This is a genomic window from Bacteroidota bacterium (assembly GCA_017303975.1).
Taxonomy (GTDB): Bacteria; Bacteroidota; Bacteroidia; order JAFLBG01; family JAFLBG01; genus JAFLBG01.
In genome coordinates this window covers 20,045-40,111 of sequence record JAFLBG010000035.1, presented here as the reverse complement: position 1 = coordinate 40,111, position 20,067 = coordinate 20,045, and the positions used below count along the sequence as shown (strand labels likewise).

General features: G+C 32.9%; 19 protein-coding genes. 15 read left to right on the top strand and 4 right to left on the bottom strand.

Going from position 1 to position 20,067, the window contains the following annotated elements; translation table 11 throughout:
• From J0M08_11350 to J0M08_11305, 10 genes are all read left to right on the top strand, one after another.
• Positions 1 to 314, top strand: a 314-nt coding sequence (locus J0M08_11350; GenBank protein ID MBN8703653.1) for a hypothetical protein, incomplete at its 5' end; no start/stop codon positions are given.
• A gap of 22 nt (positions 315 to 336) precedes the next feature.
• Positions 337 to 1,512, top strand: coding sequence for a glycosyltransferase (locus tag J0M08_11345; protein ID MBN8703652.1), 1,176 nt, complete (start codon positions 337 to 339; stop codon positions 1,510 to 1,512).
• Positions 1,513 to 2,823, top strand: coding sequence for a hypothetical protein (locus tag J0M08_11340; protein MBN8703651.1), 1,311 nt, complete (start codon positions 1,513 to 1,515; stop codon positions 2,821 to 2,823).
• Between the two features lie 35 nt (positions 2,824 to 2,858).
• Positions 2,859 to 3,950: a hypothetical protein gene (locus J0M08_11335; protein MBN8703650.1), complete on the top strand. Its 1,092-nt coding sequence runs from the start codon at positions 2,859 to 2,861 to the stop codon at positions 3,948 to 3,950.
• Between the two features lies 1 nt (position 3,951).
• Positions 3,952 to 5,427, top strand: a complete 1,476-nt coding sequence (locus tag J0M08_11330; GenBank protein ID MBN8703649.1) for a hypothetical protein — start codon at positions 3,952 to 3,954, stop codon at positions 5,425 to 5,427.
• On the top strand, positions 5,420 to 6,091 hold the full coding sequence (locus J0M08_11325) for a cyclase family protein (GenBank protein MBN8703648.1): 672 nt from the start codon (positions 5,420 to 5,422) through the stop codon (positions 6,089 to 6,091). The genes J0M08_11330 and J0M08_11325 overlap by 8 nt, the downstream gene beginning before the upstream one ends.
• A gap of 7 nt (positions 6,092 to 6,098) precedes the next feature.
• Positions 6,099 to 7,088 (top strand): N-acetylneuraminate synthase family protein, encoded by a 990-nt coding sequence (locus J0M08_11320; GenBank protein ID MBN8703647.1) that lies wholly within the window; start codon positions 6,099 to 6,101, stop codon positions 7,086 to 7,088.
• Between the two features lie 57 nt (positions 7,089 to 7,145).
• A complete protein-coding gene (locus J0M08_11315) occupies positions 7,146 to 7,904 on the top strand; it encodes an NTP transferase domain-containing protein (GenBank protein ID MBN8703646.1) in 759 nt (252 codons plus the stop codon).
• Between the two features lie 17 nt (positions 7,905 to 7,921).
• The gene (locus tag J0M08_11310) at positions 7,922 to 8,617 is read left to right on the top strand and encodes an N-acetylneuraminate synthase family protein (protein MBN8703645.1); all 696 of its coding nucleotides are present in this window, start codon (positions 7,922 to 7,924) and stop codon (positions 8,615 to 8,617) included.
• 104 nt (positions 8,618 to 8,721) lie between these two features.
• Positions 8,722 to 9,309 (top strand): transferase hexapeptide repeat family protein, encoded by a 588-nt coding sequence (locus tag J0M08_11305; protein ID MBN8703644.1) that lies wholly within the window; start codon positions 8,722 to 8,724, stop codon positions 9,307 to 9,309.
• A gap of 13 nt (positions 9,310 to 9,322) precedes the next feature.
• Here J0M08_11305 and J0M08_11300 read toward each other — a convergent pair whose 3' ends face one another.
• Positions 9,323 to 11,020, bottom strand: a complete 1,698-nt coding sequence (locus J0M08_11300; GenBank protein MBN8703643.1) for a T9SS type A sorting domain-containing protein — start codon at positions 11,018 to 11,020, stop codon at positions 9,323 to 9,325.
• A gap of 250 nt (positions 11,021 to 11,270) precedes the next feature.
• On the opposite strand from J0M08_11300, the gene J0M08_11295 reads away from it, so the two are divergent.
• From J0M08_11295 to J0M08_11280, 4 genes are all read left to right on the top strand, one after another.
• The gene (locus J0M08_11295) at positions 11,271 to 11,642 is read left to right on the top strand and encodes a hypothetical protein (GenBank protein ID MBN8703642.1); all 372 of its coding nucleotides are present in this window, start codon (positions 11,271 to 11,273) and stop codon (positions 11,640 to 11,642) included.
• Positions 11,643 to 11,677: 35 nt separating this feature from the next.
• The gene (gene hisF / locus J0M08_11290; GenBank protein MBN8703641.1) at positions 11,678 to 12,451 is read left to right on the top strand and encodes an imidazole glycerol phosphate synthase subunit HisF; all 774 of its coding nucleotides are present in this window, start codon (positions 11,678 to 11,680) and stop codon (positions 12,449 to 12,451) included.
• A gap of 5 nt (positions 12,452 to 12,456) precedes the next feature.
• Positions 12,457 to 13,641, top strand: a complete 1,185-nt coding sequence (locus tag J0M08_11285; GenBank protein ID MBN8703640.1) for a glycosyltransferase family 4 protein — start codon at positions 12,457 to 12,459, stop codon at positions 13,639 to 13,641.
• 66 nt (positions 13,642 to 13,707) lie between these two features.
• Entirely contained in the window at positions 13,708 to 14,421 is a 714-nt protein-coding gene (locus J0M08_11280) for a TIGR00730 family Rossman fold protein (protein MBN8703639.1), read from the top strand.
• 10 nt (positions 14,422 to 14,431) lie between these two features.
• Here J0M08_11280 and J0M08_11275 read toward each other — a convergent pair whose 3' ends face one another.
• The 3 genes from J0M08_11275 to J0M08_11265 form a co-directional block, all read right to left on the bottom strand.
• The gene (locus tag J0M08_11275) at positions 14,432 to 15,202 is read right to left on the bottom strand and encodes a DUF2520 domain-containing protein (GenBank protein ID MBN8703638.1); all 771 of its coding nucleotides are present in this window, start codon (positions 15,200 to 15,202) and stop codon (positions 14,432 to 14,434) included.
• A complete protein-coding gene (locus tag J0M08_11270) occupies positions 15,202 to 17,262 on the bottom strand; it encodes a PKD domain-containing protein (protein MBN8703637.1) in 2,061 nt (686 codons plus the stop codon). Before J0M08_11270 ends, J0M08_11275 begins: the two co-directional genes overlap by 1 nt.
• 96 nt (positions 17,263 to 17,358) lie before the next feature.
• Positions 17,359 to 19,410, bottom strand: coding sequence for a PKD domain-containing protein (locus J0M08_11265; protein ID MBN8703636.1), 2,052 nt, complete (start codon positions 19,408 to 19,410; stop codon positions 17,359 to 17,361).
• A 70-nt stretch (positions 19,411 to 19,480) separates the two neighbouring features.
• Here J0M08_11265 and J0M08_11260 point away from each other — a divergent pair, with 70 nt between their 5' ends.
• Entirely contained in the window at positions 19,481 to 20,038 is a 558-nt protein-coding gene (locus J0M08_11260) for a hypothetical protein (protein MBN8703635.1), read from the top strand.
• The last annotated feature ends 29 nt before the right edge of the window (positions 20,039 to 20,067 follow it).

Below are 20,067 nucleotides of genomic sequence, written 5' to 3'. Positions count from 1 at the left end.
CGATGTGTGCTTATGATGTTTTATTGCAGCCACGTGCAAGTGTTGTGTTGGAGCAAAACTTTAAAAGTTCCAAATTTTACGAGTTAGTTGCATTGAGGAAGCCTATATTTTATCTAGGAGATGAAAGTGATTTAGGAGATTTTATTACTAAAGAAAATATAGGTGTAGCATTATATAAAGATGCTGAAATTGAGAGAAAGGTAACTGAATTAATTGAAATCATCTACTCGAAAAAACAGATAAATAAACTCTTTGATATACATTCGTATTCTTTTTTTAAGCAAACAGAATTTTTGAAAACCATAATTAAATAAATTGAAAACCAATCTTCTAATATTGACATCAAAGTTCCCTTTCCCTGGAGGAGAGCCCTATTTGGAAGATGAATTGTTGGTTTTGTCGAAGAAATTTAAGAAGATCTTTATATACTGTTTTATAAAATCAGAGGAAGAGATTAGAAGTGGTTTGCCCAAGAATGTAACATTAATCTCTAATCTTACTATTGAAAAAAGTATTTCTTTTGGTGCAAAAATTAAAATTCTTTTTGAAATACTTAAAGATGCCATAAACTCAAAAAGTAAGAATTATTTTTTAGAGAGATTTAGGTATAATTTCTCGCAATTAAAGCACTGTTTGGGCGTTGCAAGTTCATTGGCCAAAAAAATTGATGATTCTTTTGTAGTTTATAGTTATTGGGGAAATGAACTTGCCACCATAGCATCATTTATTAAGGAATTACAACCTTCTGTAAAGTTTGTTTTTAGAGTTCATGGTTTTGATGTTTTTGAAGAACAAACAGCTTATAAGTTTATTCCATTCAGAGAGTTTCAGCTAAAAAAATGTGATTCTGTTTTTTCTGTATCTAAGAAAGGAGCTGCTCATTTAAAAAGAGTATATTTTAACCATTCACATAAAATAAATGTTTCGTATTTAGGAAGCTTTGATTGTGGTATTAATCCATATTCTAATTCAACTGTTTTTACAATTGCTACTTGCTCTATTGTAAGAAATGTAAAGCGGTTACAAGCTTTGGCTAAAGTGTTAATGCATGTTCAAACTCCTGTAAAATGGTATGTAATTGGAAATGGAGATGATTTGGATAGTTTGAAAATACAGTGTAAGCAGTTGCCAAGTCATGTGCAGGTTGTTTTTGTAGGATACTTAAACAAAGGGGAATTGATGCAGTTTTACAAGACAAATCCTATTCATTTGTTTTGTAGTGTTAGCTCATCCGAAGGACTTCCATTTTCAATGATAGAAGCTATTAGTTTCGGAATACCTTTATTGTCAACTAATGTTGGCGGATGTTCGGAGATTTGTACTAATAAAACTGGAATATTAATTGATAAGGATTTTAGTCCGGGTACAGTATCTTCCTATTTAGATGAATTTTTTGTTTCGGATATGAACACGCAAGAATTTAGACAAGGTGTAAAAGATTTTTGGAATCAAAACTTTAATGCTGAAAATACCTATACTAACTTTGCAAAAGAACTTGAAAAGTCCATTTAAATGATTTCAGTATTAGTTTTATATCTACGATGTGTTTTTGCGGCTAATTTTTCTTCAAAGAATTCTGATTTTGAAATTGCAGGAAGAAAATTAACCGGCAGAACGTATTTCTATCCTGAAAAAGCATATTCAAATTTACTTTTGTTGGTAAGCACATTTTTTCAAGTTGCTAAACAGTTAAATAAAACAACTGTTTTAGAACAACTTGCAAATTCCGGTATATATATATATGATACAAATACAAAATCAAAAACCCAACGAATAGAATATGTTGAGTTTTTTTCGGGAGAGAAGATTGAAGGATTGTTTTCTCGAAATGATGTTTTTACTACACAATCGTTTTTTAAAAAGTTATGGATATTGTTAGGCTGCTTTCTTATAACAATTGTCTTTCTTCCTTTAACGGTATTGTCTAAAACACTCCGAAAAAAATATTCCTTGTTGCCATTAGAATATGCTAGTTCTGTAGCACTTAAGTATCTGGTTGCAGATAATAAAATAAAGAAGGTACATTTTTTTTCTGCCTATGAGCGTGATGTATGCATCAATTCTTTACTTCTAAAAAAGATAAATGTGTATACCAATATTATAACATCAGAGGTTCCTCTGTTTTTATGGAATGAGCTTTTGATAGCAAACTCAATTTCTATCTGTTTCAAGTACCAGCAAGAAGAAGTCGCTTTTTTTGATAAAACAATTAAGTATGAAAAACTTAATTATTGGGCTCCAGAAATTTATCTGGAAATCAGAAAAATATATGCTGACAATTCAGAAAAAAAATACAAGAGTAAGTTGGGTTTTTATTCTACAGCAGGATGGCTTCGAAAAAAACTGGGACACTTAGATAATAAGAAAGATGAGTTTGAAATTAAAGTACTTGATGCATTGATGGAGGTATGCAAAAGAAATAAAATGCCACTTCTGATTTTCTTGCATCCTTTGGAAAAAAAGCATAAAGAAGAAACTAATGCGTATTACAGCTCTTTTAACTACCAAAATATATCTTATGCTGACGAAAGTAAATCAAATATTGAATTGTTTTACCAAGCGGAATTAGTGGTAACTTTTTTCTCTGCAATAGCATTTGAGCGACTATTTTATGGTCATAAAACACTATTATTTCCTATAAATAGATATCCAAATTTTCCTATTAAAATGAGCCCGTTCAATTCAATTTGTATAAATGATTTAGAATCTTTAGAGTTGTCTATTTCTAAGGCTTTTAATGTCTCTACAAGTGCGTTCTTTCAAGAAAATGGTATTGAAGACTATACTATACGTAAACATCCTATTTTAAGTGTAAATCCGTAAAACTTAATCTTTTTTCGTAATTTTCTACTTGAACTATGTTAAAAGATAAATTACGCTCAAAAATCTATATCACTGACGAAGGTTTTGGACCTATTGTGAGGCAGAGTGTAATTATTGAAGAGCTTAAAAAGCTTAGTCGGCAAATTGAGTTTGACTTGCAACTCAATACCCATATAAAAGATGCTGAGTTGATTATTAAAGATGTAAACTATCTTAATAAATTCAATAACATAATTTGGCATAAGAATCTAAATGGCTCTCCAGATATAGATTCAATAAGAAATTTTTACGTGAACTATATACCATCCTCTAATAACTATATTTCGGATGAATTAAAGAATACATCTGCTTATGATTTTATCATTTCAGATTTTGTTTACGAAGCTTTTGATGTAGCTGATACAAAAAAAATTCCCTCATTTGGAGTTGCTCATTTTACATGGGATTGGTTTTTTAGCTATTTGGTTAACAAGCCTATTTCCAATGAATTGTTAGATAGATTTAAACAACAAGCTATCAAGGCGAAACTATTATTTTTTCCACCATTAACCCCAAAGGAGATTCTCTCCACCTACAAAAGTAAAGCTATTGAAGTTCCATTTATAGTAAGAAAATCAACCGTACAGAGCAGAGTAAGTAATGATAAGTTTAAAATTTTGATAATTGATAGTGGAGCCCAAGTGTTAAAAAGTTTAATAACAAAATCATTAGGACAACTAAGCTCGCTGCAAGAGTTTGAGTTTTATGTTTCAGAAAATTTTGATTTTCAAAGTGCAAATTTCAAAAAAGTAGCAAAGTCGGATTTGATGGTAGATCATATTCTAAACATGGATTTGGTAATTGGAAGAGCTGGATTTAATACCATTTCGGAGTGTATAGCTTATAGAACACCAATGCTGTTGATTGGAGAAGCGATGAATCCTGAAATGGCTGAAAATATTAAGCAACTTAAATCTTTAGGTTTAGGAGAGTTTATTTCTATCGAAGATTTTAAGAATAATCTTGCAGTTTTTTTGACAAGTTTTATTTCAACCAAATATTCTGAAATTCTTAGTAATATGAAGAATCATCAATTTGAAATAAATGGAGCTGAAGTAATTGCAAAAAAAATTATTGAAAATATATAGAATGGAGTATAGCAAGAAAGGTTTTTTATTTATTGATACCGCTAATTCTGCGTTAAAAAAGGAAATTAATTTTCATCCTGCATATATCTATTTTATAAACTCATTACAGAATAGTAATTTGTCTAGTCGCGTTGATGTGTATGCAAATTCAATGGATGTTGTAAATGAAATTAAGGATTATGGTTTTAAATCAACTAACTATGTTGCATCTAAAAATGAAATAGATAAAGGCTATTTGTTCGAATTAAGTGTTTGTTTCCCATTATTATCTGCAGAAACATTAAATCTAGTAGAACAAAATTTGGCAAATAGTTTTCAATTAAGTTTTTCTGCTATTAATTGGAAATATCAGTCTGAGAATACCAAAACAATAAACTTAACCAAGCCGGAGCTACTTACAGTTTTGGATGAGATCGATTTTGTGTTTATTTCGGCATACATACACAGTGACTTTAATAAGAACCATCCCATTAGATTTTCTCCTCCATACAAAATAGAGCATTTCAAAGCAACCGGAAAACAAAAAATGTTGTTTTCTGCTCCTTACGAATTTTTTTCAGATGAGTTAAAGCAGAAAATTTCAAAACTTTTTGATGTTACTTTTGTGTTTAATGCACCCAAAGAAAAGGTTGTAGAATTGATAAGAAACGCGCAAGTATGGATAACAGGAACATGCCCTCCTTATAAGATAGATAAGGATATTTTGGACTCGGCAGCACAACTAACTCTTATTGCAACACCCTCAACCGGTACAAATCATATTGACACAAAGGAAGTAGAACGAAGGAATATTAAAATATTGAGCATAAAGTCTTCTCCAGTAATTGAACAAATTCATGCTTCATCAGAGTTTTCATTCTCATTGTTGTTAGCCATGATTAATAAAGTTCCTTTTAGTTGCAATGCTGCAAAATATGGTACTTGGCGAGAACAAGAACATATTTTTAGAAGTATAGAGTTAAATGGAAAAACAATTGGATTGATAGGTTATGGTAGAATTGGTCGTAAGATGGCTCGTTTTGCCAATAGTTTTGAAATGAAAGTAATTGCGTTTGATCCATTTAAAGAAATTACAGATTCTTATGTTACCCAAGTAAATTCAAGAAAAGAGCTACTGCAGAAAGCAGATATTGTTTCATTACATTACCATTTAACAGATGAAACCTGTAATTCATTTGGAGCTTCAGATTTTGAGTTAATGAAAGATGGCGCTTATTTTTTAAATACCGCACGAGGTGAACTGGTGGATGAGCAAGCGATGCTAAATGCTTTGAAATCCGGTAAGCTAAAAGCTGCAGCGGTTGATGTAATTACCAATGAACATATTCAAGAAAAATGGAATCATCCGGTAATAGAATATGCACGAAATAATTCAAATTTATTAGTATCGCCCCATATTGCAGGTTGTACAATAGATTCAGAAAGTAAGGCAATGATTGATTTGCTTGAACAAGTTATAAAATCAGTAAATGAGTAAGTGCACAATTATAGATGCAACACTTCCAATTTACAATAAAATGTGGAAGTATAGAGATGGTTGGGACAATGAAGTTTCTGTGCTTATGAGTACACGTAATAATGAACCATCTACTGTTTATCGTTTTAATTTGTGCAGTCATACTGGAACATACATTGAAACCTCTCAACATAAGTTAAACAACTCGATATTATTAAGTGATTTTGCTTTAACTGATTTTTATAGAAAAACTTTAGTTGTGAAAATCGAGGGCAAGCAGCATGCAAATTCTAAAATTACTAAGCAGGATGTTTTAATTGAATTGAGTAAAAAGAATATCGATTCGAAATTATACGATTCATTAATAATTGCTTGTGGTTGGGGAGTAAACCGCAATAACGAGAACTATATTAAAGATTCGCCTTACTTTACCAAAGATTTAACCGATTGGATTATTGAACAAAATTTTATGTTGTTGGCAACAGATACTCCAATGATTGATGATTTTTACGACAAATATTTTCCTGTTGAAAAAATGTTTGCCGCTAACGAAAAACTATTGGTGGTGGCGCCTTTGCTTTTAAACTTAAATGAAATTGAAACAGGAGAATATTTATTTTCATGTTTGCCATTGCGTATTAAAGACACAAGTGCTGCTCATTGCAGAGCAGTATTGATAAAATAAATGAAATATGAATATTAAAGTTATTGCAGAAATTGCCAGTGCACACGAAGGTAGAATGGAGACCTTATTAAAGATGGTTGATGTAGCCGTTGATGCTAAATGCGACTATGTTAAATTCCAACTTTTCAGAGCAAAAGAGTTAGTTGCGGAAGATCATCCGAAGTATGAAAATTATCATATAAAGGAATATTCTGAGCAGCAGTGGATAAGCGTTTCTGATTATTGTTTAAATAAAAAAATTAATGTAGTTGCTGAAGTATTCGACTATTCCAGTTTTTTGATTACGAAAAAAATGAATATTAGTGGTTACAAAGTGCACTCAACTACCATTTCTGATATTATATTGTTGAAAGAAATTGCAGCCCAAAATAGAACAATTTATCTTTCCTCTGGAGGTTCTACTAAAGAGGAGGTTCATAAAGCAATTAAAATAATAAAAGAAAATGGGAAATCAGATATCGTAATTTTACATGGCTATCAAAATTTTCCTACAGAACTTAAGAATATTAATCTTTCGAAGATTGCTGCACTAAAGAAAGAGTTTGGGTTGCCCATTGGTATTCAAGATCATGTAGATGGCGAAAGTTTGATGGCAACCATTGTTCCATTATTAGCAATAGCAATGGGATGTACGGTTATCGAAAAACATTTTACCTTGGATAGATCTTTAAAGGAGTCGGATTATTATTCCTCATTGAATCCAAACGAATTGACAGCATTAGTAAACTATGTTAAAGAGACTGAGTTGGTAATGGGTTCCGATTCTTTTGAATTATCTGACGATGAAATGAAATATCGCAATTTGTTGAAGAAATCTATTTACACATTGACTGATATTAAAGCAGGAGAATTATTTTCATTGAAAAATTTGTGTTTTAAAAGAAGTTTGATGGACGATAGAATTTTAGTTGATCAGTTTGATAAAATAGAAGGGAAGCCCGCATCTATTGATATTGAAGCAAATACCAGATTAACTTGGAACGCTATTAAAATGTAAAGAGCAGAATAGCTATATTAATCTCGTTTCGTAATTAATAAATTAAAAAGTGTTAAAGTGAAAAAAGTTGATATTTATATAACAGTAAGACTTAAAAGTAAGCGACTGCCTCGCAAAGCAGTTGTAGAAGTTGCGGGTCAAACTATTTTAGAGCATATTATAGATAGAGCCAAACAAATAAAACATGCCAAAAATATTGTTGTTTGCACATCTACCAATGAAGAAGATACTCCGTTGTTGGAGTATGCGCAAAAGAAAGGTGTTCCTTTTTTTAGAGGTAGTGAGAATAATGTGGTAGCCCGTTTTTTGGGTGCAGCAGAGCTTTTTAAACCAGATATTTGTGTTCGTATTACTGGTGATAATTGTTTGTTTTCACCAGAATTTATTGATTATGGAATAGAACAACATATTAAGAATGGTGTTGATTATACCACAACCAAACAGATGGCGGGAGGTGGTAAGGGTGATATTTTTTCTTACGATGCACTGGTTAGACTTAATAAACTAATGCAAGATGAAAATGCAAGTGAGTATTTAAGTTGGCTTTTTGCAGACGACAAACATTTTAAAGTACAGTGGTTAGATGTAGAAGAATCTCTTAAAAGACCTCAGTATCGCTTGCATTGTGATACTCCGGACGATTTGAAATTTATTAAAGAGGTATATGCAAATTTATACGATGGCAAATCCATTGTAGATTATAAACGAATGATTGCCTTTTTAGATGCACATCCCGAAATTGTAGAAATCAATAAGAATATTATTCAGGTTTCTAAAGACCAAGTAAAAAATACTATTAATTTAGAGTTAAAATAATTTAACAATAATCAATTATGTTTATTATATCAGAAATTTTTCCTCAACATGGAGGAAGTTTAGAAGTAGCCGAACAAATGATACTTCAATCTAAATTGGCAGGAGCTGATGCGGTTAAAGTGCAGCTTTATACAGCTACTCAGTTTGGTGCCGAAAGAGCCTATTTGGAGTTAACTTACGATGGATTAGCTCGTTTGAAAAAATATGCTGACACTCTTAATATTGCTTTATTTGGCACTGCATTTACACATGAAAGATTAGATTGGTGTATGGACTTGAAACTGCCGTATTTAAAAGTCGCTGCTCGTATGCATGCTGAATCTCCTGATTTAGTAGAAAAAATCATGAGTAAAAACCTTCCTACGTTTGTTTCCATTCCATCTGATTATGATGTAAATAAAGTAAAAAAGTACGATCATGCAATCTACTTGTATTGCATTGTTAAATATCCAACACGTGTAGATGAGTTTAGTATGCCAGATTTTAAGAATTCTATTTTTCATGGAATTTCTGACCATACATTAGGTTGTGCTGGCGCATTATATGCTTCTGCGCATGGAGCAAAATATTTAGAAAAACACTTTACGTTAAAGCATTCCTTCCAGTTTGAAACCGAAAAGGCTCATCTTGGATCAATGGATATGAACGAACTAGCACTAATTAAAAATACAGCTAAAGAGTTTGAAACGATTAGAAAAGTAATAGGTGCATAAATTTCATTTTTGCTAAGTATTTTTTGTTTTCTCAGTCTTTCTAATTGAATCAATGCTGTTTAAAAGGAACGTTGGTTTAGCAATCTATATTCAATAAAAATAATATGATATATAGTTTTAACGGCTACATTCCTGTAATTCACGAATCTTCTTTTGTGCATCCACAAGCCACAGTAGTTGGAAATGTAATTATTGGAAAAAATGTATATATCGCTCCTGGGGCAGTAGTTAGAGGAGATTGGGGCGAAGTAATCATTGAAGATGGTTGTAATGTGCAGGAGAACTGTACTATTCACATGTTTCCTGGCACTACGGTGTTATTAAAAGAAGGTGCTCATGTTGGACACGGTGCCGTAATTCATGGTGCGACTCTTGGAATGAATACGCTGGTAGGTATGAATGCAGTAGTTATGGATAATGTTGTTGTTGGGGATAATTCCATCGTGGGCGCACTCTCTTTTGTGCCTGAAGGAATGCAAATACCAGAACGAAAAATTGTAGCAGGTAACCCTGCAAAAATAATTAAAGAGATGACCGATGAAAGAATAGAATGGAAAACCGAAGGCACAAAGCTTTATCAACAATTACCTGCAGAATTACACGCGACATTAAAAGAATGTGAGCCACTTCGCGAAATTCCTGCTGATAGACCTAAACAGCAAGATATCTATAAAACTTGGCAATCTAAATAATTGAAATTTTTACTTATTTGTTTTCAACTACTATTTTCTCTGTGATTATTTTGTTTGTATTTCTATTCTTTGCAAGTATAAAATAGATTCCGTTGGCTATGTTCGGTAGTTTTATATTTACTTGTTGACTGTTGGTATTAACAATCACTTCTGTTAGTTTATTCCCAAGTATATCAACCAGTTCAATACTACCTGAGAAATCTTCAGTAAAGAGAACACTAAGGTCACTTGCAGCCGGATTAGGATAAATACTTAATCCGGATGTATTGTTTAGAGTATTATCATTAATTGATAATGGTGTTGTGTAAAATATATCAATAAATGGAGCATTGTTGGAAGTAGAGTCTGAATAAAATAGTAGAGCTTGATTTGCATTAGAGTTATTTCCTACAATTCCAACTTTAAACTGATATTGAGTATTTGATGTAAGTTGCTGTGCCATACTTTGAGGCAAATCGAGTCGCAGCCAATAGTCATTGCCACTAACTGATCCAAAATTGCAAGCAGTTGCTGTAGCTGTTACAGATGCCGAAAAATCCATATTGTCCGGAAATGATGAATTGCCTAGTGAATCTGCAGTCATTTCAACGTTAAATGAATAAGAACCTATAGGATTTGTTCCTACTAAGCCTTTTCTTTTAAGGAAAATGCTTGCTTTCCCAACACTCTTACTTGAATTAAGTGTTGGTACCGTAAATGACAACAATCCAACATGCTTTACATTGTTTACATTTCCAATAATAATAGAGCTATCTCCAAAAGAATTATTTGCATTTGCATATCCACACTTTAAATGTTCTCCTTTGGTGGTAATGTCATAGTTTCTAAGTTCTTCAAAATAATAGTTCTTTACTTGATGTCCAATCAAATATTCAAATCCAGTTGGACTTAAATGAAAGGCATCCTTAATAATCATTAGGTAGGTATTCATTGCAACCATTGGACTAGGATAATTTATGTATCCATTTGGCAATGGAGCAGTTAAGGCAGGATAGCTTCCAAATGGAGCATATGGCAGATTATATGTTTGTCCAAAATAATATTGCATTAAACCAAGCGTATTTACAAAGTATAAATCAGGGGCAGTAGTGATATAACTACTTAAAGCAACATTGAAATCTGATAAAAGTTTATTAACCTGATAAAAGCTAGGTTTTTTCATTGCATTCCATCTTCCATAGAATGGATGGGAGGTTGAACCATTGATAACTTCTTCAAAATTTGGATAGTCGTAAGTCGATAAAAATATTTTTAGTGAAGGTTTTTGTTGACGCAAAAAATTAATAATTGAAGTAATGCTATCAAGTGTTGTTTGGGTAAGTGTATCAATTTGAGCTTGTGTCCACGTGGTATCCCAATTGTTAATAAAATCGTTCCCACCTAAACTAATATGAACAATCTTTATATTGGGATTACTATTAAGTGCATTCAAAATACTTACTTTTCTAGCCGATGTTAAGTAATTATTGCTCTCAACCCCACTATGAGTAAGATCTGTATTACTTGTTGGAGAAACGGAAGCTCCAGTTGAAAATGCCTTTTTATCAGATAGTCCGTATTTGTCAAAATTTATATTGTGTGAGTTGTTTTCCCATGTAAATGCACCCCAACTATCTCCTAAAACAAGCACTTCTGTAGAGTTTTGTGCACATTGAGATTTTGCGGAATAGGTAAATAGAATTGTAGCGAAAAGAAGTATAATTTTTTTCATAAAATGTTTTTGAATTATTGCTTTAGTTAAATAAGATTGTACCATATTTAACAGACAAAACAATTTACAAAAAAAATAGTTCATTGTCAATTCTCATCCTGTTTTGCACAGGGTAGTATTCTCTTGTTCTATAACTAAATTGTGCGTCTAATAAAGAATAATGTTTTATGGAAAAAGAATTTTTTTTGAAATCAACTTATTTTGATTTGTTAAAAAACTTCATCCCAGTCAAAAAGGTATTTGGGGTGTAATGAATGCCCAGCAAATGGTGGAGCACATGTGCGATTCTGTACTACTTGCAAATGGAAAAATAAAGAAAAATCTTATTACACCATCTGATTTATTAGAGCGCTATAGAACCTTTATGTTAAGCGATAAACCATTTAAAGAAAATACAAAGAATATAGAACTTCCCGATACTCCTGCAGCATGTAGGAATAATTCAATAGAGCTTGCAATAGATGAACTAAAGAGGGAGTTAGACACATTCTTTATTTTATTTGCTAATCAAAAGGATTTGGTTATTATGAATCCTATTTTTGGAAATCTTAATTATGAACAGTGGCTGCATTTGCTTCATAAACATGCTATGCATCATTTAAGGCAGTTTCAATTAGTGTAGATAGCTTAATTTTATACCTTTGTTTCCTGAAGCATATGCGAAGAATAAGAGTTATACCAGTGTTGCAATACCAAAATCAAGGGTTGGTAAAAACAGTCAATTTCAAAAATCCTTCTTATGTTGGCGATCCTATAAATGCAGTAAAAATTTTCAACGAAAAAGAAGTTGATGAATTGGCATTTATTGATATTTCTGCAACAAGAAATAAGAAAGAACCTAATTATGATAGAATAAGAGAAATTACCGAGGAATGTTTTATGCCGCTTGCTTATGGAGGAGGAATAACTACTACCGACCAAATTCAAAAAATATTAAGCTTAGGTGTCGAGAAAATTATTCTTAATTCGTCTGCTATAACCAATGAAAAACTAGTTCAACAAGCCGCTGCGTTATTTGGTAGTCAAAGTATTGTTGTTTCTATTGATGTAAAGAAGAAATTTATTGGTGGATATAAGGTTCACTATAATAGCGGAGAAAAATCAACTTCCGAAGACCCAATTACATTTGCATGCAGGATGGAGCAATTAGGTGCCGGAGAATTGATTGTAAATTCTATTGATAGAGATGGTACTTACAAAGGGTATGATATAGATTTATTAAAGAGTATCACCTCAAACGTTTCTATTCCTGTAATAGCCTTAGGTGGTGCGAATAATGTTGCTAATTTGTTATCTGCGGTAAACGAAGGCGGTGCTTCTGCTGTGGCTGCCGGTAGCTTATTTGTATTTCATGGTCCGCATCGTGCGGTTTTAATTAATTATCCCGATCAACAAAAATTAGTGGATGAGTTTTATAAAAAACTAAATTAAATTTCTTGCGAGTAGCACTTCTTACAGACGGAATACAGCCATACGTAATGGGCGGAATGCAAAGGCATTCTTTCTTCATAGCCAAGTATTTAGCTCAAAATAAAATTTTTGTAGAGCTGTTTCATACGCAACATAATAACAATCTTGCTATTTCTAAGTTGGAATGTTTTACTGATGACGAAAAAAAATATATCAATTCGCATGTGATTCAATTCCCTCAAATGGGTAAGGCTCCGGGGCATTATCTTCGAGAGTCGTACGAGTATTCTATTCGAATTTTTAACAAGCTAAAGGATATCAAAAATGTTGATTTTATTTATGCAAAGGGGTTTTCCGGATGGAAATGTATTCAAGAAAAAATTAAAGGACATTATTTTGGTGCACCCATTGCAGTAAAGTTCCACGGTTTAAATATGTTTCAGAAACCGCCAGGCATTAAAGGTTGGTTGGAGAGTTTGCTGTTTAAATCGCCAGTAAAGTATAATATGCTTAACGCAGATTACGTTTTTTCCTATGGAGGCAGAATTACAGAAATAACGAAAAGAGTAGGGGTGTTAAATGAAAAAATTATTGAATTGCCAACCGGTATTGAATCGGATTGGATAAAAAGCAGTAATGAAATTAAAAAAACAACAGATGATATAAAGTTTGTATATGTTGGCAGGTATGAGCGTTTAAAAGGCATAGAGGAATTGTCGCTTGCAATTAAACAATTGGATAAATTTTTGAAAGCAGAATTTCATTTTGTAGGCCCAATTCCCGAGAGAAAAAAAATAAAAGGTTCCAATATCTTTTATCATGGAGCAATTTCAGATAAAAGTAAAATTGTGTCTATTTTAGATTCGTGTGATGTTCTTGTGTGTCCAAGCTACTCAGAAGGAATGCCGAATGTTATAATAGAAGCAATGAGCAGAGGATTGGCAATTATGGCAACAGATGTAGGTGCAATTAATTATTTAGTTTCTAGTAAGAATGGTTGGTTGATAAAAGAGCCAACTGTATTAGCCATTAAGACTGTGTTGACTGATATTATTAAGTTCCCCAAAAATGAACTTGACTTGAAAAAAGTAGAATCGATATATTTTACAGAGAAAAACCTAAAATGGGAGAATGTTGCTACCGGTTTAATTACGGCATTAAATAATGCAATAAAAAGCTATAAAACAAGCTCTGGTAGGCCAGATAAATAGATACTTGTTTTATGTAATTAATATCTTATTTTTGCCATTCATTAATTGAATTAAATTATACCCATTATGACAAATAAAGGAGAAGAAAAAATAAGAAAAGCATTTGCTGATAAAAATTGGAGTGATATAAAGGCTACAGATTCTTGGCAGATATTTAAAATAATGTCTGAGTTTGTTCAAGGTTTTGAGAAGATGGGTAAAATTGGACCTTGTGTTTCTGTTTTTGGCTCTGCACGTACAAAACCCGATAATAAGTACTATAAATTAGCTGAAGAAATTGCATATAAGCTTACCAAAGAAGGATATGGTGTTATAACCGGTGGTGGACCAGGTATTATGGAAGCTGCCAATAAAGGTGCAAAAGCAGGTGGTGGAAAATCTGTAGGGTTAAATATTAAACTTCCTTTCGAACAGTCTTCAAACCCCTTTATTGATTACGATAAATTGATAAACTTTGATTACTTTTTTGTACGTAAAACGGTGTTTTTGAAATATTCGCAGGGTTTTATCGCTCTACCAGGTGGTGTTGGAACGTTAGATGAATTATTTGAGGCTATTACTTTAGTACAAACTGATAAGATAGCCCATTTCCCAATTATCTTGGTTGGAAAATCGTATTGGGGCGGAATGATTGAATGGATAAAAAATGTGGTATTGGGCGAAGAAAAAAATATTAGTCCGGAGGATATGAAATTCTTCTTTGTTGTAGATACCGCTGATGAGGCCGTTGACAAGATTAATGAGTTCTACTCAAAATACTTATTGAAGCCTAATTTCTAAAAGAAACGATTTAACGTGTTTGTTGAATTGATTTTGTTAGTAGGCTGTATATTTCCTTGTTTGTTTTAGTTGCTTTTAAAAGCTTTAGATGTTCCTCAATTACTTTTTGGTCTCGTCTAATTGCAGGTCCTGTTTGTGCTTTGTTGGGCGTTATTTCAAATGCTTTTTTTGCTGTTTCTACAACTAGTGGTTGTAAAATTGAAAATAAAATTTTTTTCGATTGTAAAAGTGTGCTAGCAATTGTGTACATGTGATTACTGAAATTGCAGGCAAATACAGCCGATAAATGTATTAGCTTTCTAGTTTCCGAATCTGCATAATGCACTTTTTTTGAAATGCTTTTTGCGATAGTGCTAATTTGTTTTTTTGTTTTCAAATCACTGGCTTCTATAAAAACGGGAATCTCTCTAAAATCAAGTGTTTTGTTTTTGTTAAATGTTTGCAGTGGATAAAAAATGCCGTAAGAGGAAGAAACATTTTTTAGAACATCCATATTTATTGAGCCTGATGTGTGTACTACCAATTTGTTTTTTAAGGCTATTTTTTTGGCAATTACTGGTAATACATCATCTTTTACAGAAATTATGTACAAGCTTGCACTATTATCTAATTGGTTAAAGTTATTGGTATAGTTGCAATTTAATTTTGAAGCTAATTCCTTAGCAGATTTTGCAGTTCTGCTATACACTTGCAATATCTTGAATTTATTATTTACTAGCGCTATACCCAAATTAGTTGCAAGCCTACCTGCACCTATTAATACAACTGTTTTTGTAGGCATTATTGCTTTATAAATTTAGTCTTTAGAGAAGCGTATTTTGTTCCCATGGAAATAAAATAGATGCCGCTTGTATAATTAGAAACATCAATAGTTACCGTATTGCTACCAATGGCATTGTTGCTTAGTTCCAATGTTTTCAATTCTTTACCAAGCATATCAAATAACTTAATATATGCTTTTTCATTAGTTGTAGCATAAAAATTTACATTTAATAGGCTAGAAGTAGAAGACGGATAAACCATAAAATTAGAAATTGGATTATACTCATCTATCCCTGTTCCGGTAGGTTGCAAGTTTATTTCATCTATATAAATATTGTTTCCATTGTTGTACGTAAACTTAAACTTAATTAACACATTGGTGCTATTTAAAACCGGAGATATGTTTACAATGTCTTTTCTCCATTGCGCTGCGTTGTTAGGTGTAAATGCACTTGCTTGTGCCGAAACGGTTGCTAATGTACTACCTGCTTTATTATAACGTAACGACCAACTCACACCACAATCTACTGATGTGTAAACTTGAAGTCTGTCGTTATTACCACTATTTTTTTGTGCGTATGATAATTTAAAGCTTAATGCAGCATTGGAAATAGAAGCTATGTTTATCGATGGAGATACGAGTTCATCTATTTCACCATCGGTATTATTGCTATTGTTAATATAGGCACTTTTGTTTCCTGATGAGGCGGCTCCAATTTTAGTTGTCCAAGATGTTCCCCCATCATCATTTATTCTTGTCCAATCAACGTTCGGGATGGTTCCTACTTCAAAACTCTCCGAGTATGTATTAGCATAATCAGCTGTTGTTGAAAGTACATCTACATAGGATGTTCGCGTTTTTGTACTTGAGCCTATACTGTTGCTCGCGGTTAGCGTAATAGAATACATTCCACTTGCGCTATATGTTACAATAGGGTTTTGTAAGGTAGATGTAGAAGGTGTTCCACCGGCAAATGTCCATAACCATTGAGTTGGTGTGGCTGTAAAGCTTTTATCTGTAAATTGAGTATTGCTGCCTGCACAAAAAGTTGTTTTCGTGGCAATAAAATCAGCTGTAGGTGGACAAAGATTACCTGTAAGTAAAGCACCCGTAGCATTTAAGTTTGTTGTTGACCAAATATTTTTTCTAGGATAAGAATTCGAATTAAGTACGGATTGCATTAACAACTTTTGCCCAGCTGTAAACATTTTTGAACAGTAGGAATAATCCATATAGTTCTGTACGTTTTCTATTACACTACCACATACTTGCAAATTCAAATTACAAACGCTTGTAGCCGAACCTTTAGTAATAGGAGTATCGTTTACTCCATCGTTTCCGCACGCAACATTATTATTATTGCCACTTCCCCAGGTGTGTTGTAAGCCAAGCCAATGACCAATTTCGTGTGTAAGTGTTCTGCTTCTGCTTGAACTAGAAGTGCCAATGCTTCCAATATAATCGTAACTCATATAGATAGCATCTTCCGGGTCGCCTGCGTTGAATGTTCCCGGCAGAAATGTGTATCCAGCCGCCCCTCCAACACCTAATTGATTAAATACATATACGTTCAAATATTTTTGCGTATTCCAAGAAATTAAATTAGTTATAGAGTTATCCCCTCCATAGGTTAAGCTAGATGCCGTTCGTGTAATTCCTTCTGCGCAATTTCCTTGTGGGTCAATTTGTGCTAATCTAAATTCAATATCGCAATCGGCAGCTATTGGCTTAAATGAAGCAACTATAGATGTTGTATCGGCATTTTTTTTGCGAAAGTCTTCGTTTAAGATGCGAAGTTGATCTAGTATTTGATTTTTGGAAATATTCTCTGCTCCATAATTATGAATGATATGAAATACAACAGGTATAATTTTAGTGGCAGAAGATTGTGTAGTTAAGTTGGTAGAATTGCTTTTCGAATTAATTTCTTCCAAAAATGCCTCTCTATCCGGAACAATAGAAGGTTTTATTTTTATGCGTTCCAAGTAGAAAGAATCGGTAGCGCATGTTTTTTGTCCAAAAAATTCATTTCCACCCAATATAGAAATTACTGTAAATAATAAAATAATTTTTTTCATATAAAAAGTATATGTACAATAAAACAGTTAGTGATTATATATACAGGGGAAAATATATACACTATAAGTTACAGAAAATACTAAAAATAAACAAGCTTATTGTTTAATTACCTTAAACTGTCTGGCATTGCTGTTGTTGATGATATTCAACGTGTATATGCCTTTAGCAAGATGGCTAATATTCAAACTCATGTTATTGCTGTCTGTTTCAATAGCTTTTCCATTTTGAATAAGAACTGTTTTACCTAAGGCATCTACCAACTTAATGGTTATATTATTTGTTGACGTGTTGTCAAAAATTTGAATGGTAACAAAGTCTGAACTTATGGTTGGAAATACATTATACATTAGTCGCTCATCTTCACCTACAGATAAGCTTAAGGGTTGTACATTAATGTCATCTATATATAGATTATTTCCTAAATCGCTCGTAAACTTAAATTTGAATCTCACATTTGTTTTTGCCTGAACTGGTGCAATATTTACCAATTCTTTACGCCAATTGGAGCTGCCAGGCACAAATGCTGTTGACGTGGCAGATGCTGTTTGCAAAGCAAATCCGAATTTAGTTTGTCTAATTGTCCAAGTTTCTCCACAGTTTTCAGAATAGTAAACTTCTAACTTATCGGTTTCTGTGCTAAATCTTCTTGCGTAGGCTACTCTATAAGATAAAATAGGGTTAGACATGGTAGAAAGATTAACGGAGGGGGAGATTAACTCTTCCCATTCACCATTAATTCCGTTGGTATAATTATCTACAAACGCACATTTGCTACCTGTAAAAGCTACTGAATTTGAGGTTTGCCAAGTGCCTTGTGCATCGGGATTATTTATATCCCAATCTGAATTTGGAATGGAGGAACCTTCAAATCCTTCGGTAAAAATGGTAGAATATGTTCCAACAGATGTGCCAACATTAATCAGTGAGGTTTTTATTTTAACATCTTGCCCGGCACTATTACTGCATGTTAATGTAACAGAATACAAGCCGGGTGTAGAATAATAAACGGTAGGATTTGCAATTGTAGAGCTTGCCGGTGTTCCTCCCTGAAAGTTCCATTGCCATTGCGTTGGAGATCCATTCCAAGATAAATCGGTAAATAGAAGACTATCTCCGGAACATATATTTTTTACACTACTTGTAAAATCTGCAACAGGAAAGCAAACAGAAGGTGTGTTTAAAACACCTGTAAATGATAGATTTGTAGGAGACCATAAATTGCTTCTGCCAGCTAATGGAGAGTTTAATGCGGCATCCATTCTACTTTTTTGGTCGGTTGTAAACATCAAATTGCATGAAGAGTAATCCATATAATTTTGAACATTTTCAAGCACACCACACGATGTGGCAGTTAAATTACAAGTGCTGCAATTACCTTTGGTAGGTGGTGTATCCGTTATAAAGTCACTAACACTTGTATTGCAATTGCTTGCATCTCCGCAAGTGCCAAAGCCAAATGTATGCACCAAGTTCATAAAATGACCAACCTCGTGTGTTAGCACTCTGCTGTTCGCTGCGGAAGATGTTCCAATACTGCCAACATAAGCTTGTTCTATAACAACGCCTTCAAAGTCTAATTGTGGCGCTGTTCCCGGATAGTATGCAAAGCCCGCAACGCCCGACATGCTAATGCCTGCAACTACCCATATGTTTAAGTATTTGTCGGTATCCCAGCTTATAAGCGTCTTTACATTGTCGTCTCCGGCATTGGTAAATAAAGATACTGTTCGTGTAATTCCGTCTGTACATTTTCCTTCAGGGTCTAGTTGTGCTAATCTAAATTCAATTTCGCAATCGGCTGCAATTCCTTTAAATCCGGAAACAATAAGATTGGTGTCTGAATTAAGTTTTCTAAAATCTTCATTCAATATTCTTAACGCATCAATTACTTGTGCATCGGAAATATTCTCCGGACCATAATTATGTATAATATGAAAAACGGTAGGAATTATTTTTACCGTGTTGGTTTTATTTGCGCCTTTAGTTGCAATGTATTGTTTAATAAAACTTTCTTGAGCATCCATTTTTTGCTGCAGTGCAGGATTCTTGGACAGCAAATCCAAGTATTTAGTATCCGTTCCGCAAAAGCTCTGTGAGTAAAGAAATGTAGAACACAATGAAAATAGAAGTAACGTGAAGTTTTGCATATAAATCAAGGTTGTTGGGTGTATGTAAGTAAAGATATTAATAATACCTTTGTTTTTTCAACCCAATTATATGAACGGTATAAAATTTAATTCAGATAGAATTTCGGTCGAAAACCCAAAAGAGAACTATACAGAAGTTACTATTAAAGCGTTTTTTGTGGAGAAAAAATCTCAAATACTAAAATTCTGGCTAATTGCATGGCTTATTGGAGGTATTGCACTCATTTCACAGCTGTTTTTTGTAACAGATTCTCAAACAAAGGTTGGTATAATTGTTTGGGCAGGGTTTTGGGTGTATTTTTTACAATTTGCGTATAAAGCGTATCAATGGCGTAAACATGGGTACGAAAAAATTATTTTTGATGCAGGGGTAATAAATTATTATAGGCAGGTATTTAAGCCCTATAAACAAGAAACTGTAAATGTTGGCAGTATTCGTGATGTCCAGGTTGTAACATACAATGAACGTAATTTTTTTCAAAATCTAACACTTTCTTATTGGTCAATTTCAGGCGAGCGCATTGTGCTTGATACATCAATCGGAGTTATTAGAATAGGGATGGAGCTTACCGATAATGAGGCTAAACAGCTAGTAAAGCTTATTAAGAGCGAAATGGGTAGAAATTAAGCTGGTTTATTCTTTTTTATTATCTTTGC